The following is a 21,110-nucleotide window of genomic DNA, read 5'->3' as shown; positions in this document are numbered from 1 at the left end:
CCCCATGCCATTCAACATACCCAATCTCATCACTTGGCTGCGTATTCTTCTGATTCCGCTGTTTGTCGGAATCTTCTATCTCTCCGATGCCGTGCTGGCCATGCATTATAAAAACCTGCTGGCAACAGCGATTTTTGCCGTAGCCGCGATCAGCGACTGGCTCGACGGCTATCTCGCGCGCACGCTCAACCAAACCTCGGCTTTTGGTGCGTTCCTCGACCCGGTCGCCGATAAGCTAATGGTGGTGGCCGCGTTGATTATCCTGGTCAACCTTGGTCGCGTTGATGCGCTGATCGCTTTCATCATCATCGGCCGTGAGATTGCGGTTTCGGCGCTGCGCGAATGGATGGCGAAAATCGGCGCCGCCAAGAGCGTGGCGGTGTCCTTTTTCGGCAAAATCAAAACGATTTCGCAAATGGCGGCAATTTTGCTGCTGCTTTATCACGATACTTTGCCATGGATGCTGAACGCCCAGCTAATCGGCACCTGGTGCATTTACATTGCGGCGATTTTGACTTTGTGGTCAATGGCCTACTATCTGAAAAAAGCCATGCCGCAGGCGTTGAAACGCGCGTGAGTAACCTTGACTTTAGTGACCAGACTCCTATAATGCACACTCTGTTTTTTGCGGGAATAGCTCAGTTGGTAGAGCGCAACCTTGCCAAGGTTGAGGTCGCGAGTTCGAACCTCGTTTCCCGCTCCAATTCCGGGGAAAACGAACCAATGAATCAATATTTCGTTTTCCCTGTTTAGTTTTAATGACCCGTAAAAACGGCGGGGTGGCAGAGTGGTCATGCAGCGGCCTGCAAAGCCGTGTACGCCGGTTCGATTCCGACCCCCGCCTCCAAGATACAAGAACCGCCCGAACTGTCCTGCGCCCGGATGGTGGAATTGGTAGACACAAGGGACTTAAAATCCCTCGGGCTCTAATCCAGCCCGTGCCGGTTCGATTCCGGCTCCGGGCACCACCTAGTAAACTCGTGTTCTTCCCCTATTGCAATACAACAAAAAAACGAATTGAGTTAAAGCGTATATTAGTTAAACCTAATGTATTACTTTAATTTAACATAATATACATTATACGAAGTTATTGATAGCATTGGGCCCAACCATTTTATATTTCTTTTGGAGGCAACCATGGGCCCAAAACCCTACTTACTGAAGTCTGAAAAGCCTGAAAAAGTTCTGTGTGGTGGCGCTGGCAACGTCTTCGAGCGGGATGTTGCGCAACCTGGCGATTTCCTCGGCGACATGGCGGACAAAGGCAGGCTGGTTGGTTTTGCCACGGTACGGTACCGGCGCCAGAAAGGGAGAGTCGGTTTCAATCAGCATGCGTTCAAGCGGCACTTGCGTGGCGACTTGCCTCAATGCAACTGCATTCTTGAACGTCACGATGCCGGAAAAGGAAATATAAAAATTCATCGCCATGGCGGCTTGCGCCATTTCCCAGCTTTCGGTGAAGCAGTGCATGACACCTCCGATTTCGGACGCGCCCTCTTCTTGCATAATGCTTAAAGTATCCGCCGCCGCTTCACGGGTGTGGATGATAAGTGGCTTGCAGCAGGCCTTGGCGGCACGGATGTGGCTGCGGAAGCGCCGCTTCTGCCATTCCAGATTGCCTTTCAGGCGGTAATAGTCAAGCCCGGTTTCGCCGACGGCTATAATTTTAGGATGGTCGGCGCGCTTGAGCAGTTCGTCGATCGTTACCTCCCCTTCTTCCTCGTAATCCGGATGCACTCCTACGGAAGCGTAGATGTTGGGATATTGCTCGGCGAGCGCGCGCACCTGGGGAAATTCGGGGAAATTGACGCTGACGCAGAGCGCGTGGCTCACCCGGTTCTCGCGCATTTTCGCCAGCACTCCGGGAACGTTGTCCGCGAGCTCAGGAAAATTGATGTGGCAGTGGGAATCGACAAACATGCCAGAAGCCGGGCGAGCCCGGGTTACATGGTGTGCGTCGGCCGGCTGGATTGCAGGTAGTCGCCCAACAGCCCTTCTATCTTGGTGCGCGCCGCAATGCCGCTTGCATCGTTGTTGAATTGCACGCCTATCCCCTGCGTCTTGTTACCTTGGGCGCCGGAAGGCGTAATCCATACCACCTTGCCCACCACCGGCAGTTTGTTGGGGTCATTCATTAAGCTTAACAGCATGAACACTTCATCGCCGACACGGTAAGGCTTGCTGGTGGGAATGAAGATGCCGCCGTTTTTCAAACCCGGCATGTAGGAGGCATAGAGCGCCGACTTCTCGCGGATGTTCAGCGACAACACGCCTGGCCGCGAGGCGGCTAGCAGTTTGGGGGCATCACTCATTTTTCAGCACCAAGCAATAATAAGACAATGCAAGCTGCTCCAATACCAGCTTGGGGTTAAGCGGGTGCCGCACGGCGCGCTGCGCGATCAGGAGTTCGCGGTAATATCGCATGAGTCCGAGGGCGTCCGCTTTTTCGGCAAGGCGCTCCAGCTTGTCCGCAAAGTCTAAATGATAACGGATTTTACCGGTGAATTTGCAGTAAGCGAGGTCGCAAACCCATTTTTGCAGCCAATTCACCACGTCAGGAAGCGGGTATTGCAATGCGCTTTCGGCCAATGCCAGCGGATTCGGAACGGCTGCGCCGAGGCGTTCGAGAAAATCGCGGCGCTGGATTTGTTTTTCCTCCTCTTTAACTTCCAGTGCGGCAAGCGGCGCGTAGCCTGCCTGCGCCAGCGCGATTTCCGGATGGGCGACGCCCTCCCCTTGCAGCCACTGCAATGAAACAGCGGCGGCGGGGACCGGCAGTGGAATGCCGCGGCAGCGGCTGATGATGGTCGGCAACAGGCGCTGCGGCGCGTGGGAAACCAGGACGAAAACGGTGTTCCCCGGCGGCTCTTCCAGAGTCTTGAGAAGCGCATTGGCGGCATGCGGATTCATCGCCTCCGCAGGGTGAATCAGAATGACCTTGTAGCCGTTGCGGTGGCTGGTGAGATTGACGAAATCATCGAGTGCACGGATTTGCTCGACGCTGATTTGATTGGCCGCTTTCTCGGATTTTTTCTCTTCGGCTTCTTCCTCGCCGGCGGCCGCGCTGTATGCGGCGGGTTCGAGCAGGCGGAAGTCTGGATGATTGGCGCCAGCAAACCACAGACAGCTTTGGCATTTGCCGCAAGCAGCCAGAGGCTCTCGCGCTTCGCACAGCAGATACTGTGAAAGCGCTTGCGCGAAGGCGAGCTTGCCGATGCCTTTCCTGCCTTTTATAAGGACTGCGTTCGGCCAGCCTTGGCTGCGGGAAACAAGCGCGTCCCACACTGGTTTATGCCAAATATATTTACTCAAAAACAGCATGTTATAATAATTACTTCAAGTTGTTTCCTAATGGCTGACAGGCCCTGCGTGGCGTCGATTACGTGCAGGCGTTCAGGGTGGCGCCTGGCCCGCTGCAAATAAGCTTTGCGCACCTTCTCGAAAAACATTTCCTGCTCCTGCTCAAAGCGGTCCAGTCCAGGATTATTTACCAGCCGCTTTTTGCCGACAGCGGGCGGCACATCAAACAACAGCGTGAGTTCCGGCTGCAAGCCCTGCTGTACCCATTTTTCCAGAATTTCCAGTTTCTCTACGGCCACTCCCCTGCCCCCGCCCTGGTAGGCGAAGCTGGCGTCGGCAAAGCGGTCGGAAACCACCCAGGCACCGCGCGCCAAGGCCGGAAGAATTATTTTATCCAGGTGCTCGCGGCGCGCGGTAAACATGAGCAATGCCTCGGTTTCCGGGTGCATGGTTTGGCCGAGCAGGATTACCCGGAGTTTTTCACCTAGCGACGTCCCGCCAGGCTCGCGCGTCACCACCACCTCAAGCTGGCGCGCGCGCAGTTGCTCCGCAATCCACGGCAAATGCGTGCTTTTGCCCGCGCCGTCTATACCTTCAAGCGTGATGAATTTACCTTTGCTTTTCGGTTTTGCCGCCAAAGCCTGCTCCCGTTCAAGGTTTGCGCCGCCCGCTTTTCTGGTATTTTGTCACGGCGCGGTTATGTTCTTCCAGCGTATCAGAAAAATACGACGTGCCGTCGCCGCGCGCGACGAAATATAGCGCTTTGCTGTTTGCCGGATTAAGTGTCGCCTGAATCGAGGCCAGCCCGGGCATGGCAATCGGCGTCGGCGGTAATCCAATTCGAGTGTAGGTGTTGTAAATCGTATCCGTTTCCAAATTGCGCTTGCGTATATTGCCGTCAAAGCTCTCGCCTATCCCGTAAATTACCGTAGGATCGGCCTGCAATTTCATGCCGAGCCGCAGCCGGTTTATCAGAACCACTGCGACCATGCGCCGCTCGGTCGCCTGGCCGGTTTCCTTTTCGACGATGGAGGCAAGAATCAATGCCTCGTAGGGATTGGCGAAAGGCAGGTTCGGCGCGCGCCCAGCCCAGGCGGTACTGATATTGGATTTCATGGTCTGATAAGCCCGCTTGAGGATGGTAGCATCGCTTACGCCCTCGCTGAAATGATAAGTGTCGGGGAAAAGCAAACCTTCGGTGGACTCTTCCGTCGCGCCGATGCTCTCGAGTATTTCTTTCTCGCTCATCTTAACGGTGTCATGACGGATACTCGGGTGGTTGTTGAGCGTCTGGCGCGCTTTACTGAAAGTCCAACCTTCGATAAAGGTGATTTCCTTCTGCGTAAAATCGCCCTCGGTGAGCTTAATGAGCAAGGAATAAGGGCTTAACTCGCCTTTCAGCTCATAGTTGCCGGCCTTGATTTGCCCGGCCTTGCCCAAGGTTCTTCCCAGCGCCACAAAGTTCCACGGCTCAGGCAGTACGCCGATTTCGGTGAGTTGTTTTGCCGCGCTCCTCAGGCTGCTGCCGGGTTTCAAACTGAATTCGACCGGGGTATTTGATAATTGCAACGGCGTGTTGGCATAGTAAGCCAGCCAGCCCGCTGCTCCGGCCAAAAGCGCAACGAGAAGAAAACCCAGAATCCGGATGGCGCGTTTAGTCACAATCGCGGTCAAGCCAGTCGCGGACCATGGGAGCAAAACAGCCTGGTTCCCAGCGTTTCTCTCCGATTTCCCTGATCTGCCACACGCCGATTACGCTGTTGGTCAGAAATGCTTCATCCGCTCGCAGGAGCTCAGGCAAGGAAATAGCTCTGACTTTGCAGGCAATGCCTGCTTTGCCCGCCCGCTCCAGAACGCGCTCGCGCTGCACTCCGGCCAGCCCGCAGCGGGACAGATCCGGTGTGCATAGCTCGGCGCCTTTCAGCGTGAACAGGTTGGTCATGGTACCGCAGATGACATGGCCTTCACCATCGAGCAGCAGTCCTTCGGCAATGGCTTCGTCGTTCCATTCCTGGCGAGCCAATACGTTTTCCAGCCGGTTGAGATGCTTGATCCCGGCAAGCCGCGGTTGCAGTCCCAATCTTAAATCACAGATCCGCACCTTCACACCTTGCTCGTAGTGACTTGCCGGATAGTCGGGAAGCGGGCTCGACATAACGACCCGGTTGGGTGTGGCGCCAGGCGCGACACGATAACCCCGCGTTCCGGCACCACGGGTGATGATGATTTTGACGACGCATTCAGGATTGGCTTTTGTAACCGCTTCCACTTCCATGCTTAAAACCGCGATGGAAGGGCAATTAATGTTGAGCGCCGCACAGTCCGCCAGCAGTTTGCGGTAATGGCGTTGCCAGCACAGCGCTACGCCGTGGCTTACACGCAGGGTGCGGAACACGCCGTCACCGTACATCAAGCCGCGGTCGTGCACGCTTAACGAGTCGGTTTGAACGCCGTTGACTAGAATCATTTTGAACTCACCGGCAGCACGCAAAAAGCCGTAATAAATGAAACTAATTTAACCCGGTTGCCGAAAAAGGAAAAGGCGCCGCCGTATCAAGCCTTGGTAAAAACCAGCGTGCCGTTGGTGCCGCCGAAACCAAACGAATTGGACAGGGCCGCCCTGATTTTCATGTTGCGCGCGGTGTTCGGCACGTAATCGAGATCACACTGCGGATCCTGCTCGAAGAGGTTGATGGTGGGAGGGGCGATCTGGTGATGAATGCTCAACGTTGAAAATACCGCTTCCACCCCTCCCGCCGCGCCAAGCAGGTGCCCGGTCATGGATTTGGTGGAACTGACTGCGATTTTTTTTGCGTGATCGGCAAAACAGCGCTTGACCGCCACGGTTTCGGCAATATCGCCCAGCGGCGTTGAAGTGCCGTGGGCGTTGACATAATCCACCTGATCCGGGTTGAGTCTGGCGTTGCGCAAGGCATTCGCCATGCAGCGCGCCGCGCCTTCGCCGTCTTCACAGGGTGCAGTCATATGGTGGGCGTCGGCGCTCATGCCAAAACCGGCAAGCTCGGCGTAAATACGCGCGCCGCGTTTTTGAGCATGCTTCATTTCCTCGAGCACCAGCACCCCCGCCCCTTCGCCGAGCACAAAACCGTCGCGCCCTACGTCCCACGGCCGGCTGGCGGTGGCCGGATCGTCGTTGCGCGTGGACAGCGCACGGGCGGAAGAGAAGCCGCCTATGGCCAGCGGCGTCAAAGTGGATTCGGAGCCGCCGGCTACCATCACGTCCGCGTCGCCGTATTCGATGAGCCGCCCCGAATCGCCGATGCAATGCGTGGCCGTGGTGCAGGCGGTGACCATCGCCAGATTTGGGCCTTTCAATCCATACAGAATGGAGAGGTTGCCCGAAATCATATTGATGATGGTCATGGGGATGAAGAACGGTGAAATTTTGCGCGGCCCGCCCTTGAGGAAGGCGTTGTGGGTTTCCTCGATGATTGGCAAGCCCCCGATGCCCGACCCGATGTTGACGCCGATGCGCTCGGCGTTCTGCGGCGTGATTTCGATTCCCGAATCTTTGATCGCTTCAATGGCCGCGGCCATCCCGTAGTGAATGAACGTATCCATGCGGCGGGCATCTTTCGCTGAAAGATAGTTCTCGGGATTGAAACCTTTTACCTCGCCGGCAATCTGCGAAGCAAAGCCTGAGGCGTCGAAGCGGGTGATTCGGGTGATGCCCGGTTCCCCCGCGACGATGTTTTGCCACGCTTCAGCGACGCCAATACCGACCGGTGACACGATACCGAGGCCAGTAATGACGACTCTGCGTCTGGACAAGATTACTCCAGGTGCGAAGGGTTAAAACGCGGGGGAATCAGTTTAGGTGGGTTTTGATGTAGTCAATGGCTTGCTGCACGGTGGAGATTTTTTCCGCCTCTTCGTCGGGAATCTCGCACTCAAACTCCTCTTCCAGCGCCATCACCAGCTCAACTGTGTCTAGCGAATCCGCGCCCAGATCGTCCACAAACGAAGATTCGTTCTTGACTTCGCCCTCGTTGACGCCGAGTTGTTCAGCAACAATCTTTTTTACGCGTGGCTCTATGTTTTCCATCTAAATCCCTTTCTGGTTCCGTGGTGGTCAAAGCAATTCAATCTTGGGCTGCAGCAAATTCGACTATTCTACCAAATTTACCCTGATTACAAAATCGCAATGGTCGCTGTCTAATTCATGTACATCCCGCCGTTCACCTGCAGGGTGCAGCCGGTAATGTAACCGGCGCCATTTGAAGCCAGGAAAGCCACAGCTACGGCAACTTCTTCGACCCGCCCCAGTCGCCCCATCGGCACATGCTGCAGCAGCGCCTGCCGTTGCGCTTCGTCGAGCGCCCGGGTCATGTCGGTGTCGATAAAGCCGGGCGCGACGCAATTAACCGTGATATTGCGGCTCGCTACTTCGCGTGCCAGTGACTTACTGAACCCTGCGATTCCGGCCTTGGCCGCGGCGTAATTGGCTTGACCGGGATTGCCGATTTCCCCGGAAATGGAAGTAATGTTGATAATGCGACCGTAGCGTACTTTTACCATGGGGCGCAATAATGCGCGACATAGCCTGAATACCGATTTCAGGTTGGTCGACATGATGTCGTCCCACTCCTCGTCCTTCATGCGCAGCAGCAGATTGTCGCGGGTAATGCCGGCATTATTGACCAGAATCGAGATCGCGCCATGGCGGTTCTGGAGGTCCTCGAGCAGGTGTTCAATCGCTTCGCCGTCATTGACATTGAGCGCCATTCCGGCGCCCTTGATCCCCGCCTTCGCCAGATAGGCGCTGATGGCCAGCGCGCCGTTATCCGTGGTCGCGGTGCCAATCACGGTTGCGCCCTGTTTGCCCAGTTCCAAAGTAATGCCCTGCCCGATCCCGCGGCTCGCGCCTGTGACTAAAGCAATTTGGTTTTCCAGCATTTTTTGTGAGTTGTCGTGAAAAAGTCAGGCCAGTACCGCCAACGCCTGCTTGAGCGCCGCCCCATCGTTGAACGCAAATACTTCCTGAGCGGGAGCAATTCGCTTGTTGAGGCCGGCCAGCACTCCGCCCGGCGCGCATTCCGCGACATGCGTTACGCCTCTTTGCGCCAAAGCCCGGATGGTTTCCACCCAGCGCACTGGATTATACAGTTGTCGTACCAGCGCTTCCTTGATCGCGTCGGGCTCCGCATGTTCGCTCACGTCCACATTATGCACTACCGGGATTTGGGGTGGCTTGATTGCCGCTGATTGCAAACGTTCTTTCAGCTTTACCGCCGCTCCGCGCATCAGCGAACAATGCGAAGGCGCGCTCATCGGCAGCATGATGGCGCGCTTTGCGCCTTTGGTCTTGGCCAGCTCCATGCCGCGCAGCACCGCTGTTCTATGCCCGGCGACCACAATCTGGCCCGGCGAATTGAAATTCACCGCCTCCAGGACTTCGCCCTGCGCCGCTTCCAAGCAGATTTCCTTAATCTTTATTTCATCCAGGCCGAGTATTGCGGCGATTCCCCCCATTCCCTCGGGTACGGCTTGCTGCATGGTTTCCGCCCGGAATCGCACCAGCGGCAACGCTTCGGCGAAATCCAGCGCTCCGCCCGCGACCAGGGCAGTATATTCCGCCAAGCTATGGCCGGCCAGCAAGTGGGGCGCTGCGCCGCCCAGCTTTCGCCAGGCGCGATAAACTGCGATGCCGGCAATCAGCATCACCGGTTGGGTATTGACCGTCTGGCTCAATGCCGTTTCCGGCCCGTTTTCCACTAGCGTCCACAAATCCTGATTGAGAATGCCTGAAGCCTCATCAAAGGTCTGGCGTACCACGGGTAAATCGGCAAAGCCGCGCATCATGCCAACCGACTGCGAGCCTTGGCCGGGGAAGACGAATGCGAATTTCATGTTTATTTAATTACCAGCGCAACAGAACCGAGCCCCAGGTAAATCCCCCGCCCACGCCTTCCATGAGAATCAGCTCGCCACGCTTGATACGGCCATCCTGCACCGCGTCGTCCAAAGCCAGCGGAATCGAGGCAGCGGAAGTGTTGGCGTGGCGATCTATCGTCACTACCACCCGATCCATGCCTAAACCCAGTTTCCTGGCGGCTGCCTGAATGATGCGGATATTTGCCTGGTGCGGAATCAGCCACTGGATATCGCTTTGTTGCAACTTGTTGGCGGCGAGGGCCTCATCCACCATTTCTTCCATTACCTTCACTGCAAACTTGAACACCGCATTGCCTTCCATCACCACCTGCGGATTGCCCGTCACCTTTCCGCCGCACACGCTGCCCGGAACAGCCAGGGCTTTGTGGTAGCTGCCGTCCGCATGCAAATGGGTGGAGAGGATTCCAGGCGTTTCGCCGGCTTTTACGATAACCGCGCCCGCGCCATCGCCGAACAGCACGCAAGTGGCGCGGTCATTCCAGTTCAGAATGCGTGAATAAATTTCAGTCCCCACGACCAAAGCACAACGGTTCTTGCCCGAGCGAATAAACAGGTCGGCGGTGGCCAAGGCATACACAAAACCGCTGCACACCGCCTGCACATCGAAAGCCGGGCAGTTCTTGATGCCGAGCTTGGACTGCAGGATGCAGGCGGTGCTGGGAAAAATCATGTCCGGTGTGGTGGTGGCGACGATGATCAAGTCGATATCGCCCGCTTTCACTGCCGCCGCTTGCATCGCTTTCTTGCTGGCGTTAAGCGCCAGATCACTCGCGTTTTCGTTGTCTGCCGCGATATGGCGCTGACGAATACCGGTTCGGGTGAAAATCCACTCATCCGAGGTATCCACCATGGTTTCAAGGTCGCGGTTGGTGAGGATTTTTTGCGGCAGGTAGCTGCCGCTGCCGACAATGCGCGAGTACATCAAACCGGCTCCGGGTGAATCGGCGCCATGCGCTCGCTGATGCGACGCAGGACGCCGTTTTGCACCTCCTCCACTGCGCGCCGGATGGCAAAGCCAAAAGCAAAGCTATCCGCTGACCCATGGCTTTTTATCACTACGCCGCGCAAACCGAGCAGACTCGCGCCGTTGTAGCGGCGGTAATCAACCCGGTGCCTGTAGGCTTTGAGCGCCGGCATGGCGAACCAGGCGCTTATCCTGGTCAAAAGGCTGCTCTCGAATTCCTCGCGCAGGAAGGTCCCCAGCATCTGCGCCATGCCTTCGGAAGTCTTCAACGCCACGTTGCCGACAAAACCGTCGCACACTACGACATCGGTGGTGCCTTTAAAAATATCGTCGCCCTCGACATTGCCGTAGAAATTGAGCCCACTTGCGCGCAGCAGTTCCGCCGCCCGTTTCACCACTTTGTTGCCCTTGATTTCTTCCTCGCCGATATTGAGCAGGCCGATGCTCGGACGTTCGTTGTGCTCCACCGCGGAAACCAGGGTGGCGCCCATGATGGCGAACTGCAGCAGGTGTTCCGGGGTACAGTCGGCGTTGGCGCCCAGATCCAGGACATAAGTTTGACCGCGCAAACTGGGCAATGCGGTGGCAATGGCGGGGCGTTCGATGCCCGGCAGGGTTTTCAGCACAAAACAGGAAATGGCCATGAGCGCGCCGGTGTTACCGGCGCTGACACCGGCTTGGGCTTCGCCGTTTTTCACCAGATTGATCGCCACGCGCATCGAGGAATCTTTTTTGCCACGCAGGGCGAGGACCGGTTGTTCATCCATGGTCACTATTTCGCTGGCGTGATGCACGCGCAGCCGTGGACCGGTTTCGGCGCGCATGGCACGCAACTCCGGTTCGATGACGTCGCGCAGGCCGACCAGGACGATTTGCGTATCGGGATTGCGTTGCTGGAATTTTACCGCTGCCGGCACCGTAACCTGCGGGCCGTGGTCACCGCCCATGCAATCGATGGCTACCGTGATATCCATTCCCGTGCAGGCAGGGGTCGCCCGGTTTGGCGACTATTCGCCCCTGCCGCGAGTTACTTTCTTGCCACGGTAATAGCCGTTAGGGCTGATGTGGTGGCGCAAATGGACTTCGCCGGTGGTGGGCTCGACTGCCAGCGGCGGGTTGGTCAGAAAATCATGCGCACGGTGCATGCCGCGCTTCGACGGGGATTTCTTGTTTTGCTGAACTGCCATGACAAACTCCTATTCAGTGTTCCGATTTTTCAGCGCCGCGAGCGGCGCAAAAGCCGTGCGGCCGGCCCGGCTGCCATCATACTCTTCACTGATTCGACATGCCGCCGTGTCATGCCTCGGAGAAAGCGGCAACCCCAATATGATTTCTTCCTCGAGCAAGGCCAGCACATCCAGCTCCGTTTCCGCCGGGATGCAGTCTACGGTTTCGTCTTCTTCCGTAACTTCGGAAAAATCATTTTGGTTTTCGATCAGCAGCAGATCGCAAACCCGATCCACATCCTGCGCCAGCTCGCCCAGGCAGCGTTGGCATTTGAGACAAATCCTGCCTTGAATTGCTAGATGCAATTGCGGCTTGCCCCGGGAATTTACCGTGCCGCGCAACTCGTATTCGATGACACCTTCCGTAGAATATAAATAGGTGCGCAAACGCAGCAAGTCGGCGACGGGTATTTTACCACGCAGAGCTTCCGCGCCGCGGGCAAATGTCAGGCTGTCGACAGCGACCTGTTCAGGCATAAGGCGCGCATGATATTATTTTTGCAGTTTGGTGTCAAAAACTTACGAGAAAAATTTGAGCTCTCCACAGCTGGTTTTAGCTTCGACTTCTATTTATCGCCGCGAGCTGTTAGAGCGCCTGCAACTCCCCTTCTCCGCCGCCGCTCCCAACGTTGATGAATCGCCCTTGCCGGGCGAGCGGCCCGAACAAACCGCCGCTCGTCTAGCCCAAGCTAAAGCCCTGGCGGTGAAAAACCTATACCCGCAAGCGCTCATCATTGGCTGCGACCAGGTCGCAGCCCTGGACGGCACGCTGCTGGGCAAACCACACACCCATGATAATGCGTTGAAGCAATTACAATTCATGCGCGGCAAGACCGTGATGTTTCACACTGCCATATGTCTGCTTAATGCTCGAACCGGAAACCTGCAAACTCGGGTTGTGCCTTACCAGGTCAGGCTGCGCGATTACAGCGATGCGCAGATTGCCGGCTATCTGGCCAGGGAACAGCCCTACCATTGCACAGGCAGCGCCAAAACCGAAGGCTTGGGCGTCGCGCTCCTCCAAAGCATGCGGGGCGACGACCCCTCTTCATTGGTAGGCTTGCCACTGATCGCACTGGTGGACATGTTGAAAAACGAAGGCTTCGAGGTCCTCTAGGCTTAGGAACCTCTGATTAAGTCCCACGTGGTTGCGACGGCGGCTTTCCGGAAGGGGATGCGCGAAGCGAGGCGCAGCCAATGGCCAGACCCCCTTGGCAAGCCGAGCGACAAAGCAGACCGCCCGGACAAGCGCCCCGGACTCAGTCTCGCGCAGCGTGGTGCGGGCAGGGGCGCAAGCTGCCGCAAGAATCACTGTTAAACGGGGGCGCCCATGCTGCCGCTCCCGCACCCCAAGCTTCGCTCACCGTGTCGCGGCAGCCGTCCCATCCGGGTTGCGGTAAAATGCGGTGTCTGCGTCGTGCTCGCCGGAGCGTGGAGCCTCGGCACGTGCGACCGCGAAGGCGAGCGCTGGCCCGCTTCACTGCACAGCTTCGCAGGTGCGGACGCTGCGCGGGCCCTCCTCGGTGTCGTACTTCGAGTACGACCTTCGTCGCGCGCCTTGCATCCATCCGCATTTTGCCGGCAACGCAATTCGCGGAGGACTTAATCAGAGGTTCCTTGATCTGAGGCAGAGCAATGGCGGCTAAGAAAGGCGAGCGCAAGATGCAGATTTTGCAGACGCTCGCGCAAATGCTGCAAAACCCTCGTGCGGAGAAAATAACTACCGCGGCGCTGGCGGCGAAACTCGACATTTCCGAAGCGGCGCTTTATCGCCATTTCGCCAGCAAGGCGCAGATGTTCGAGGGGCTGATTGAATTCGTCGAAGAATCGCTGTTTGGGCTGATTAACAAAATCACCTCGGACGAACAAAGCGGCTTGAAGCAGCTGGAAGCGATGCTCTCGATGCTTTTGGGTTTCGCCGAGAAAAATCCGGGGATGACCCGCGTGCTGATAGGCGATGCGCTGGTGAATGAGAATGAACGGCTGCAAACCCGCATCAATCAATTGCACGACCGGCTCGAAGCCTCGCTGCGCCAGGCGCTGCGCTTTGCCGCGAGCCGCAATGAAATTCCTGCCGATCTGGACACGGCGGCGCAGGCCAATCTTTTAATGTGCTTCGTCACCGGCCGCTGGCACCAATACGCCAAGAGCGGTTTCAAGCGCGAACCGATGGAGCACTGGGCCGGGCAGTGGCGGGAGTTGATAAGAGGTTAAGTATTTAACACTTGCGCTTTCGCGCCTCAAGCAGGGCACGGCGGGTTCTTACCGAATTTAATTGAGCGCCATTTCTTTGAAAGCGCAGCAAGCAGGGCGTTAGGCCGCCGAACACAACTTAAATATGCAATCCCTCAAACAACTGCTCAAAAACAATCGAGCATGGGCTGACCGCATTCGGCAGCAGGATCCGGATTTTTTTCTCAAGCTCTCGCACCAGCAGTCGCCCGCCTATTTGTGGATTGGCTGCTCCGATAGCCGGGTGCCCGCCAACCAGATTGTCGGGCTCCCGCCGGGCGAGCTGTTCGTTCACCGCAACGTGGCTAACATAGTGGTGCACACCGACCTCAACTGTCTCTCGGTGATGCAGTTCGCGGTAGATGTGCTCAAGGTGCGCCACATTATCGTCTGCGGGCACTACGGTTGCAGCGGTGTTAAAGCCGCGTTTTCCTTCACCCGCCTGGGCTTGATTGATAACTGGCTGCGCCACGTGCAGGATGTGCGCCAGAAGCACGAGGCGTTATTGGCTGGGATGCCCGACGATTCCAGGCGCTGCGACCGGCTGTGCGAGCTGAACGTCATTGAGCAGGTGGCCAACGTCTGCCAGACTACGATTGCGCGCGACGCATGGGAGCGCGGGCAGGAGCTGGCGATTCACGGCTGGATTTACGGGCTGGAGAACGGGCAGCTGCGCGACATGGAAATCACGGTTAGTGGAACGCATGAGACCGCCGCGGCCTACCAGGCGGCGATTTCCGCTTTGTCATGATTTGCCGCGGCCTGACTGGCTGCTAAGCATTCACCGCCTGCGCCTTTCTGTCGCACACGGTGCACTGCGGGTCTTTGGCGAGTTTGATCGAGCGCCATTCCATCGAAAGCGCATCAACCAAAAGCAATCTCCCATTCAGCGTTTCGCCCGCACCGGTCAATAGCTTCAGCGCTTCCGCCGCCTGAATGGTGCCGATGATGCCGGTTAACGGCGCGAACACGCCCATCACCGCGCAGCGCGTTTCCTCGACTTCGCCTGCTTCGGGGAACAGGCAGTGGTAGCAGGGGCTTGAAGTTTCCCGCAAATCGAACACCGCGACTTGGCCGTCGAAGCGCACGCCGGCGCCTGAAACCAAAGGCTTGCGGTGCGCGACGCAGGCGCGGTTCACTGCATGGCGGGTGGCGAAGTTGTCGCTGGCATCGAGCACCACATCGGCGTTCCTTACCAAATCAAGGATGTCTTCGCGGGTTACGCGCTTGGAAACCTCGACCACGGTTACTTCGGGATTGATGAGTCCAAGCGTGTTGCGCGCGGATTGGGTTTTGGGTGTGCCAACAGAAAGTGTGTGGTGGACGATTTGCCGTTGCAGGTTGGTGAGATCCACCTTTTCGCCATCGCAGATGGTGATTTTGCCGACCCCGCTCGCCGCGAGATAAAGCGCGGCAGGAGAGCCCAGACCGCCTGCGCCGATAATCAGCGCATGCGAGTGAAGCAGCTTTTCCTGGCCTTCAATGCCGATTTGCGGCAGCAGAATATGCCGGCTATACCTGATTAACTGGTTATCATTCATGGCAAAGCCGGGTCGAGCGGCAAACCTGCAAGAACTTATTTTTGCCCTTGCAGGATTTGCAGGCCTTTGAGCAGGTTGACCGCCTGGTTCAGCTGGTAATCGTTTTTTCCGCCGAATTCCGGAAGCTCGACCTTGCCTTCTTCGCCTTTGGGTTTGGGGTTCAGCTTGGGCGGCGTGGGCTTTGGTGGAGCGGATTTCTCTTCCGGCTGCGTATCGTTGGAAAGATGCCGCTCCAAATCCGCTTCGCGCAGCCGCGGGCCCGGTTCGACACCATTCACCGTGGCTTCTTCCACCACGATGTCCGGCACGATGCCCTTGACCTGGATTGAACGGCCATTTGGCGTGTAATAGCGCGCCGTGGTGAGCTTAATCGCCGTGTTGTTGCCGAGCGGCAGGATGGTTTGCACCGAGCCCTTGCCGAAGCTTTGCGTGCCCATGATGATGGCGCGCTTGTGGTCCTGCAGCGCGCCGGCGACGATTTCGGAAGCCGAGGCCGAGCCGCTGTTTACCAGCACGACCAGCGGCACGCTCTTTACCGCCGGTGGCAGTTTTTTCAGGTAATCTTCCTTGAAATTGCCGCGCAGGTAATTTTCCGGGATGGCGGAAAGCCGCATCTTCGCGTCATCGGAGCGGCCTTCGGTGTAAACCACCAGCGCATTGGGTTGCAGGAACGCGGCGGACACGGCGACGGCGCTGTTGAGCAGCCCGCCTGGGTCGTTGCGCAAATCCAGAACCAGGCCTTTCAATGTGCCGGGCTTGTATAAATCGTTGATTGCCTTAACCAGCGTCTCGCCGGTGTGCTCCTGGAACTGGGTGATGCGGATGTAGCCGTAGCCAGGCTCGAACATCTTGGATTTGACGCTTTGCACCTTGATGACGGCGCGTGTCAGCGTAAACACCAGCGGCTTGGACTCGCCCTTGCGCACCACGGTGAGCGTAATTTGCGTATTGGGCTTGCCGCGCATGCGCTTCACTGCATCGTTGAGGGTCATGCCTCTTACCGCAGTGTCGTCGAGCTTGATGATGAGGTCGCCGCTCCTGAGCCCGGCAGTGTAAGCAGGGGTATCTTCAATCGGGGAAACCACTTTTACAAAACCGTCTTCCATGCTGACTTCTATCCCCAAACCGCCGAATTCGCCCTGGGTTCCGACTTGCAGTTCCTTGAAGGCATCGGCATCGAGATACGCCGAATGCGGGTCAAGGCCGGTCAGCATGCCGTTGATGGCCTCGGTGATGAGCTTCTTGTCATCCACCGGCTCGACGTAGTCGTTCTTGATGCGGCCGAACACTTCGGTGAAGGCTCGCAACTCCTCGACCGGCAGCGGCGTGGCGGCTTCTTTCTGCGCCACCGCGGAGAAGTTAAGGCTCAAAGCCACGCCCAGCAAGGCGCCCAGTATTACCAGGCCGAGCTGCTGTAATTTGTCCCGCATTTAGATCTCCTCGTGCTGCTTTCCAGTGACCTGTTTGCCTATTTGACGGTGACCCAGGCCAGGGGGTCGAATGGTTTGCCCTGGTACCGCATCTCAAAGTATAAACCGGAATCGGGATTGCCGCCGCTGTTTCCGACCGCCGCGATGGTGTCTCCGCCGTGGATTTCGTCGCCCACCTGCTTGTATAGGGTTTCGTTATTGCCGTAGAGGCTCATGTAGCCCGCGCCATGGTCGAGGATGATCAGGTTGCCGAATCCGCGCAGCCAGTCGGCGTACACTACCCGCCCGGCGGCGACGGCTTTCACTTCCTGCCCACCGGGGGAGAGGATGAACAGCCCTTTCCAGGTAAGCCCGCTGTCAGAACGTGGACTGCCGAAACGATTGGCGAGTTCCCCTTTGACCGGCAAATTCAGCTTGCCCTTAAGTTGCTGGAAAGGACTGGTATCGAGCGAGGAGTCGGGAAGCCGGCTGTTGCTGAGTCTGGAGGGTGCTTTTTTTTCCGAAAGGATTTTCGCCAGCCTCTCGATGAGCCGGGTCAGGCGTTTCTCGTTGCGCTGAAGCGTGCCGATCTCGTGCCGTTGCTTGGTGATTTGCTGGGAAAGTCTGGCCAGCACGCGCTGATGTTCCGCATTTTCCTTTTCCAATTGCCGCTTCTGCGCCGCATGTTCCCGTTGGATGGCCTTGAGCTCGTCGCTTTTTTCCCTAGTTTGGGTGGAGAGGGTGGCGAGCTGGTTGAGATTGCCCCGCAGCCTGGCGATTAAATCGGCGCGCGCGCGGGAAATGTAGCTGTAGTAATGGAGCTGCCGCGCCAGCCGGTCGGGGTCCTGGCCGTTTAGAAGCAGAGCAAGGTAATCCGGCTGCTGCCCGATGTAAGCCTGGTAAAGCAGTTTTTCCAAAAGCGTTTGCTGATTGCGCAAGCTGCTTTCAGTCTGCCGGCTTTGTGTTTGCAGCGTGGCCAGTGCGGAATTTATTTCACGCTGCTGGCGGCTTAACTCATACAGCTTGCGATTGGCCTCGGAAATGGCGCGCTCGGATTCCTTCAACGCATCGGCCGCCTCGGATTTTTCGTCTTCCGCGCTCGCCAGCTCCTGTTGCAGCGCTTCGATGCGCCCGCGCAGTTGTTTGAGCTCTTCCTTTTTGAGCTCTTCCTTGGGAGGGGCGGCATCAAGAGGGAAAGCCGGTGCAAACACGAGCAGGAAGCAGCTTGCGCAAATCCAGCAGCGTTTCACGCCCGGGCTTTGCCCTGGTCGGCGACCGCCTGGCTCGCCTGTTTTATTCTTTCCTGATCCCCCAAATAGTAACTTTTGAGCGGCCGCAGGCGGTCGTCGAGTTCATAGACCAGAGGAATCCCGGTCGGGATGTTGAGTTCGACGATTTCCTCGTCGGAAACGTTGTCGAGATACTTAACCAGCGCGCGCAGCGAATTGCCGTGCGCGACGATGATGACTTTTCTCCCCGCTTTCACCGCCGGAGCAATGGTTTCGTTCCAGTAGGGCAGAAAGCGATTTACCGTATCTCTCAGACACTCGGTAAGGGGAAGCTCTTTTTCGGCAAGATTTTTATATTTTGCGTCGTGTCCCGGATAACGGGGGTCGGACTTGTCGAGGGCAGGAGGAGGCACAGCGTAGCTCCGGCGCCACACCAGAACCTGCTTCTCGCCAAATTTGGCCGCGGTTTCGCCCTTGTTCAAGCCCTGCAAGGCGCCGTAATGTCGTTCATTAAGCCGCCAGGAATGATGTATGGGAATCCACATCAGTTCCATTGCCTCAAGCATGAGCCACAGGGTTTTAATCGCCCGCTTGAGCAGCGAGGTGTAGGCAACATCGAAGGCAAAACCGTTTTGCCTGAGAATTTGTCCGACGGCTTGCGCTTCCTCCAAACCCTTTTCCGACAATTCGACGTCGGTCCAGCCGGTAAAGCGGTTTTCCTTGTTCCAGGTGCTTTCGCCGTGGCGCAGCAGTACGAGTTTTTTCATTACAATCGGCCTGCGGTAGGTTGGAATACAGTATTATCTTATAGTTTTTCCCTGCCGACACCTCTTGACAACAAATCGTTCCGCGACTTTTCCGGGCTTTTCTCACATCAGCCTTGCCCTCGTCGGACTCATGTGGGTGTTGCCTTTCCTTCAGCCGCGCCATTTTTACCCGCTTTCCCTCTTCTACAGCGAGTGGCTGGCTTTTGCGCTTGGACTTGCAGCGCTGTTTTTACTGTTGAGCAAACGGCATGACTGGAAAAATCTGGAGCTTCCTGGTTTTGGTCTGGTGCCGTTCATACTTTGCGCGGTGCTGCTGGTGCAATGGGCGCTCGACAGAATAGTCTATCCGGAGCAGGCATTGCTGGCGTTGCTTTACCTGCTGTGGGCGGCCTTTCTGATATTGCTCGGAAATATTCTGCGACGAGAAATTGGATTGGCCACACTCAGCACCACGCTTGCCTGGTGTCTTGTTGCAGGCGGAGTATTGAGCGCCATTGCGGCCTTGCTGCAGCACTATCAGATTCATACCTTTCTTGATCCGCTGATCGCGGTAAAAACTTCTAATGCGGTTTATGGCAATCTGGCGCAACCGAATCATTTCGCCGACTATACCTGCCTGGCTTTGGCTTCGCTGCTGTTTCTCTCCACAACCCGCAGGCTGGCGTGGGCCGCCGCTGCGGGATTGGCGGTAGTATTCCTATTTGGTCTGGCCTTGAGCGGTTCGCGCAGCGCCTGGCTTTATCTTTTTGTGCTGCTGGCGCTGTCGGTATGGTGGTATCGGCGCAATCAAAATAACGTCGCACTGCTGATAGCCAGTATTCTGTTGATTCCTGGTTTCGCTTTGATGGAATGGGTGGCGCAATTACCCTGGTTTGCCGCGCCGGTACCCGCAATAACCCCCACGCAAAGACTATTCGAGCTCGCTGTTGGTGGCATCCGCCTTGAGCTGTGGCACGAAGCGTGGTTTATGTTTTTGCAGTCTCCGCTGCTGGGTGTGGGATGGGGCCAGTTTGCCTGGCAGCATTTCGAGTATGGGGTATTGTTCAAAAGCTCCGGCATCGGCGGCTTGTACAATCATGCGCACAATATCGTCATGCAATTGCTGGCCGAAACCGGACTAGTCGGTGCTCTGGTGGTAGTGGGGGGTGTGGTGATGTGGCTGCACGGGTTGAGGCGCATGGCTTTCGATATCCACCTCTGGTGGCTGCTGGGGTTGCTGGCCATCATCGGCATTCACAGCATGCTTGAATTTCCGTTATGGCATTCGCATTTTCTCGGCATAGCCGCGCTGTTGCTGGGCCTAGGAGAAACGCGTTTCTTCCGCTTGGAGCTGCAACGCGTGGGCAGAATCAGTTTTGCCTTGATGCTGGCTTTAGGATGGTTATCGGCAGCCTCGCTGATTTACAGTTACCACGACCTGGAGGGGGCGCTCTATGCCCAGGGCCTAGAAAACCTGGATGCGGCAGGACTCGAGCAGCTCAACCAGGATTTGCTGCGAATTCACCGCACTTCGCTGCTCGCGCCTTACATAGAGCTGGCTTATACCGGCACCATTGTCCTCAACAAGGATAACCTCTCAGACAAGCTTGAATTGAACAGCCGGGTGATGCATTTTGCTCCGGTCAGCGATGTGGTTTTTCAGCAGGCGATTTTGCTTGCGCTAAACGGTGAAGCGCAGGCAGCAAAGATACAGCTCGAGCAAGCCGCCATTGCTTATCCGGGGGAACTCGAAAACTTCACGAAAGTAATGGACCGCTTCGCCAAACACCCTGCGGAATTTGAGCCTCTGCTAGAATTAGCTAACCAGAAACTCAAGGAGTTTGGAATTGCAGTTCGTGCAAAATAACTTCTGGCTTATCCTGCTCGCGGTGGCCAGCGGCGGCATGCTGATTTGGCCGTATCTCAGCCGCGGTTTCGGCGGCGGCGGTCCGGAACTCGGCACCCTGGAAGCGGTGCAGCTCATCAACCGTCGCGACGCGCTGGTGCTGGATGTGCGCGAACGCGGCGAATTCGCGGCCGGGCATATCCCCCATGCCAGGCACATTCCGCTTTCGCGCCTGAACGAGAGCTTGCGTGAACTTGAGAAGTTCAAGACGCGGCCAGTGCTGGTGAGCTGCGGCAACGGCGCGATATCAGGCAAGGTGTGTGGCATACTGCGCAAGAACGGTTTCAAGGAAGTGTTCAAGCTGAAAGGCGGCCTCGTGTCCTGGGAGCAGGCAAACCTGCCGCTGGAAAAAGGTTCCTAAATGCCCCTGGTCCGGATGTACGCGACCGGTGTGTGTCCGTATTGCATGATGGCGGAACGTTTGCTGCGCGCCAAGGGTGTATCAGAAATCAACAAAGTTCGTGTCGATCTGGAGCCGGAAAAACGCGTGGAAATGATGCAGAAGACTGGACGGCGCACCGTACCACAGATTTACATCGGCGAGCAGCATGTCGGCGGGTACGAAGACCTGGCAGCGCTGGATCACGCCGGCAAGCTCGACGCGCTGCTGTCCGGCGGCAAAACCTGATTTTTATTCCCGG

General features: G+C 57.0%; 25 protein-coding genes and 3 tRNA genes. 10 read left to right on the top strand and 18 right to left on the bottom strand.

The features are described 5' to 3' along the window. Positions 1-4: 4 nt before the first annotated feature. From pgsA to VHE58_01620, 4 genes are all read left to right on the top strand, one after another. Complete coding sequence (gene pgsA / locus VHE58_01635) at positions 5-577, top strand: CDP-diacylglycerol--glycerol-3-phosphate 3-phosphatidyltransferase (GenBank protein HVS26000.1); 573 nt, start codon at positions 5-7, stop codon at positions 575-577. A gap of 50 nt (positions 578-627) precedes the next feature. Then, positions 628-703: transfer RNA gene (locus VHE58_01630), tRNA-Gly, on the top strand. 70 nt (positions 704-773) lie between these two features. Further along, positions 774-847 (top strand) — tRNA-Cys (locus tag VHE58_01625). A 29-nt stretch (positions 848-876) separates the two neighbouring features. Then, positions 877-968: transfer RNA gene (locus tag VHE58_01620), tRNA-Leu, on the top strand. A gap of 187 nt (positions 969-1,155) precedes the next feature. On the opposite strand, the gene VHE58_01615 is transcribed toward VHE58_01620, so the two are convergent. The 14 genes from VHE58_01615 to VHE58_01550 all read right to left on the bottom strand — a co-directional run bounded on the left by VHE58_01615 (position 1,156) and on the right by VHE58_01550 (position 11,883). Next, positions 1,156-1,920 (bottom strand): TatD family hydrolase, encoded by a 765-nt coding sequence (locus VHE58_01615; GenBank protein ID HVS25999.1) that lies wholly within the window; start codon positions 1,918-1,920, stop codon positions 1,156-1,158. A 23-nt stretch (positions 1,921-1,943) separates the two neighbouring features. Further along, the gene (locus VHE58_01610; protein HVS25998.1) at positions 1,944-2,312 is read right to left on the bottom strand and encodes a PilZ domain-containing protein; all 369 of its coding nucleotides are present in this window, start codon (positions 2,310-2,312) and stop codon (positions 1,944-1,946) included. Further along, positions 2,305-3,285 (bottom strand): DNA polymerase III subunit delta', encoded by a 981-nt coding sequence (gene holB, locus VHE58_01605; GenBank protein ID HVS25997.1) that lies wholly within the window; start codon positions 3,283-3,285, stop codon positions 2,305-2,307. Before holB ends, VHE58_01610 begins: the two co-directional genes overlap by 8 nt. Before the next feature lie 23 nt (positions 3,286-3,308). Further along, a complete protein-coding gene (tmk, locus tag VHE58_01600; protein ID HVS25996.1) occupies positions 3,309-3,938 on the bottom strand; it encodes a dTMP kinase in 630 nt (209 codons plus the stop codon). 13 nt (positions 3,939-3,951) lie between these two features. Further along, positions 3,952-4,965 (bottom strand): endolytic transglycosylase MltG, encoded by a 1,014-nt coding sequence (gene mltG, locus VHE58_01595; GenBank protein HVS25995.1) that lies wholly within the window; start codon positions 4,963-4,965, stop codon positions 3,952-3,954. After that, complete coding sequence (gene pabC, locus VHE58_01590) at positions 4,955-5,767, bottom strand: aminodeoxychorismate lyase (GenBank protein HVS25994.1); 813 nt, start codon at positions 5,765-5,767, stop codon at positions 4,955-4,957. Before pabC ends, mltG begins: the two co-directional genes overlap by 11 nt. A gap of 86 nt (positions 5,768-5,853) precedes the next feature. Continuing rightward, on the bottom strand, positions 5,854-7,092 hold the full coding sequence (gene fabF, locus VHE58_01585) for a beta-ketoacyl-ACP synthase II (protein HVS25993.1): 1,239 nt from the start codon (positions 7,090-7,092) through the stop codon (positions 5,854-5,856). A 37-nt stretch (positions 7,093-7,129) separates the two neighbouring features. Next, a complete protein-coding gene (acpP, locus tag VHE58_01580) occupies positions 7,130-7,366 on the bottom strand; it encodes an acyl carrier protein (protein ID HVS25992.1) in 237 nt (78 codons plus the stop codon). A gap of 110 nt (positions 7,367-7,476) precedes the next feature. Then, positions 7,477-8,217 carry a 3-oxoacyl-ACP reductase FabG gene (gene fabG, locus VHE58_01575; GenBank protein ID HVS25991.1) on the bottom strand — a complete coding sequence of 247 codons (741 nt, stop codon included), beginning with the start codon at positions 8,215-8,217 and terminating at the stop codon, positions 7,477-7,479. 24 nt (positions 8,218-8,241) lie between these two features. Further along, complete coding sequence (gene fabD, locus VHE58_01570) at positions 8,242-9,171, bottom strand: ACP S-malonyltransferase (GenBank protein ID HVS25990.1); 930 nt, start codon at positions 9,169-9,171, stop codon at positions 8,242-8,244. Between the two features lie 10 nt (positions 9,172-9,181). After that, positions 9,182-10,138, bottom strand: a complete 957-nt coding sequence (locus VHE58_01565; GenBank protein ID HVS25989.1) for a beta-ketoacyl-ACP synthase III — start codon at positions 10,136-10,138, stop codon at positions 9,182-9,184. After that, positions 10,138-11,154, bottom strand: coding sequence for a phosphate acyltransferase PlsX (plsX, locus tag VHE58_01560; protein HVS25988.1), 1,017 nt, complete (start codon positions 11,152-11,154; stop codon positions 10,138-10,140). The genes VHE58_01565 and plsX overlap by 1 nt, the downstream gene beginning before the upstream one ends. A 33-nt stretch (positions 11,155-11,187) precedes the next feature. Further along, entirely contained in the window at positions 11,188-11,367 is a 180-nt protein-coding gene (rpmF, locus tag VHE58_01555; protein HVS25987.1) for a 50S ribosomal protein L32, read from the bottom strand. Between the two features lie 9 nt (positions 11,368-11,376). Continuing rightward, positions 11,377-11,883: a YceD family protein gene (locus VHE58_01550; GenBank protein HVS25986.1), complete on the bottom strand. Its 507-nt coding sequence runs from the start codon at positions 11,881-11,883 to the stop codon at positions 11,377-11,379. A gap of 31 nt (positions 11,884-11,914) precedes the next feature. Between VHE58_01550 and VHE58_01545 the strand changes: the two genes are divergently transcribed. The 3 genes from VHE58_01545 (at position 11,915) to can (ending at position 14,389) form a co-directional block, all read left to right on the top strand. Beyond that, the gene (locus VHE58_01545; GenBank protein HVS25985.1) at positions 11,915-12,523 is read left to right on the top strand and encodes a Maf family nucleotide pyrophosphatase; all 609 of its coding nucleotides are present in this window, start codon (positions 11,915-11,917) and stop codon (positions 12,521-12,523) included. A gap of 518 nt (positions 12,524-13,041) precedes the next feature. Continuing rightward, on the top strand, positions 13,042-13,620 hold the full coding sequence (slmA, locus tag VHE58_01540) for a nucleoid occlusion factor SlmA (GenBank protein ID HVS25984.1): 579 nt from the start codon (positions 13,042-13,044) through the stop codon (positions 13,618-13,620). A 124-nt stretch (positions 13,621-13,744) separates the two neighbouring features. Then, positions 13,745-14,389 (top strand): carbonate dehydratase, encoded by a 645-nt coding sequence (can, locus tag VHE58_01535; GenBank protein HVS25983.1) that lies wholly within the window; start codon positions 13,745-13,747, stop codon positions 14,387-14,389. 22 nt (positions 14,390-14,411) lie between these two features. On the opposite strand, the gene VHE58_01530 is transcribed toward can, so the two are convergent. Genes VHE58_01530 through gpmA form a run of 4 tightly spaced genes read right to left on the bottom strand, consistent with a single transcriptional unit; the run spans position 14,412 to position 18,584 of the window. Then, positions 14,412-15,179 (bottom strand): HesA/MoeB/ThiF family protein, encoded by a 768-nt coding sequence (locus VHE58_01530; protein ID HVS25982.1) that lies wholly within the window; start codon positions 15,177-15,179, stop codon positions 14,412-14,414. Positions 15,180-15,214: 35 nt separating this feature from the next. Continuing rightward, the gene (locus tag VHE58_01525) at positions 15,215-16,609 is read right to left on the bottom strand and encodes a S41 family peptidase (protein ID HVS25981.1); all 1,395 of its coding nucleotides are present in this window, start codon (positions 16,607-16,609) and stop codon (positions 15,215-15,217) included. Between the two features lie 38 nt (positions 16,610-16,647). Beyond that, a complete protein-coding gene (locus VHE58_01520) occupies positions 16,648-17,838 on the bottom strand; it encodes a peptidoglycan DD-metalloendopeptidase family protein (GenBank protein ID HVS25980.1) in 1,191 nt (396 codons plus the stop codon). Beyond that, positions 17,835-18,584: a 2,3-diphosphoglycerate-dependent phosphoglycerate mutase gene (gene gpmA, locus VHE58_01515; protein HVS25979.1), complete on the bottom strand. Its 750-nt coding sequence runs from the start codon at positions 18,582-18,584 to the stop codon at positions 17,835-17,837. The genes VHE58_01520 and gpmA overlap by 4 nt, the downstream gene beginning before the upstream one ends. Before the next feature lie 64 nt (positions 18,585-18,648). On the opposite strand from gpmA, the gene VHE58_01510 reads away from it, so the two are divergent. From VHE58_01510 to grxC, 3 genes are read left to right on the top strand one after another with little or no spacing between them, the layout of a single operon-like run. Further along, the gene (locus tag VHE58_01510; protein ID HVS25978.1) at positions 18,649-20,430 is read left to right on the top strand and encodes a Wzy polymerase domain-containing protein; all 1,782 of its coding nucleotides are present in this window, start codon (positions 18,649-18,651) and stop codon (positions 20,428-20,430) included. Beyond that, positions 20,420-20,830, top strand: a complete 411-nt coding sequence (locus tag VHE58_01505; GenBank protein ID HVS25977.1) for a rhodanese-like domain-containing protein — start codon at positions 20,420-20,422, stop codon at positions 20,828-20,830. The genes VHE58_01510 and VHE58_01505 overlap by 11 nt, the downstream gene beginning before the upstream one ends. Then, positions 20,831-21,097 carry a glutaredoxin 3 gene (grxC, locus tag VHE58_01500; GenBank protein HVS25976.1) on the top strand — a complete coding sequence of 89 codons (267 nt, stop codon included), beginning with the start codon at positions 20,831-20,833 and terminating at the stop codon, positions 21,095-21,097. Positions 21,098-21,110 lie beyond the last annotated feature (13 nt).

Source organism: Burkholderiales bacterium (genome assembly GCA_035543335.1).
Lineage (GTDB): Bacteria > Pseudomonadota > Gammaproteobacteria > Burkholderiales > JAHFRG01 > JAHFRG01.
Note: the sequence above shows the minus strand (reverse complement) of the source record. Positions and strands in the feature narration are given on the sequence as shown.

Coding starts and splice junctions, on each gene's coding strand:
- acpP (HVS25992.1), bottom strand. CDS start 7,366: ATGGAAAACATAGAGCCACGCGTAAAAAAGATTGTTGCTGAACAACTC.
- plsX (HVS25988.1), bottom strand. CDS start 11,154: ATGGATATCACGGTAGCCATCGATTGCATGGGCGGTGACCACGGCCCG.
- pgsA (HVS26000.1), top strand. CDS start 5: ATGCCATTCAACATACCCAATCTCATCACTTGGCTGCGTATTCTTCTG.
- rpmF (HVS25987.1), bottom strand. CDS start 11,367: ATGGCAGTTCAGCAAAACAAGAAATCCCCGTCGAAGCGCGGCATGCAC.
- fabG (HVS25991.1), bottom strand. CDS start 8,217: ATGCTGGAAAACCAAATTGCTTTAGTCACAGGCGCGAGCCGCGGGATC.
- fabD (HVS25990.1), bottom strand. CDS start 9,171: ATGAAATTCGCATTCGTCTTCCCCGGCCAAGGCTCGCAGTCGGTTGGC.
- pabC (HVS25994.1), bottom strand. CDS start 5,767: ATGATTCTAGTCAACGGCGTTCAAACCGACTCGTTAAGCGTGCACGAC.
- slmA (HVS25984.1), top strand. CDS start 13,042: ATGGCGGCTAAGAAAGGCGAGCGCAAGATGCAGATTTTGCAGACGCTC.
- VHE58_01610 (HVS25998.1), bottom strand. CDS start 2,312: ATGAGTGATGCCCCCAAACTGCTAGCCGCCTCGCGGCCAGGCGTGTTG.
- grxC (HVS25976.1), top strand. CDS start 20,831: ATGCCCCTGGTCCGGATGTACGCGACCGGTGTGTGTCCGTATTGCATG.
- can (HVS25983.1), top strand. CDS start 13,745: ATGCAATCCCTCAAACAACTGCTCAAAAACAATCGAGCATGGGCTGAC.
- gpmA (HVS25979.1), bottom strand. CDS start 18,584: ATGAAAAAACTCGTACTGCTGCGCCACGGCGAAAGCACCTGGAACAAG.
- VHE58_01550 (HVS25986.1), bottom strand. CDS start 11,883: ATGCCTGAACAGGTCGCTGTCGACAGCCTGACATTTGCCCGCGGCGCG.
- VHE58_01615 (HVS25999.1), bottom strand. CDS start 1,920: ATGTTTGTCGATTCCCACTGCCACATCAATTTTCCTGAGCTCGCGGAC.
- VHE58_01530 (HVS25982.1), bottom strand. CDS start 15,179: ATGAATGATAACCAGTTAATCAGGTATAGCCGGCATATTCTGCTGCCG.
- VHE58_01525 (HVS25981.1), bottom strand. CDS start 16,609: ATGCGGGACAAATTACAGCAGCTCGGCCTGGTAATACTGGGCGCCTTG.
- VHE58_01565 (HVS25989.1), bottom strand. CDS start 10,138: ATGTACTCGCGCATTGTCGGCAGCGGCAGCTACCTGCCGCAAAAAATC.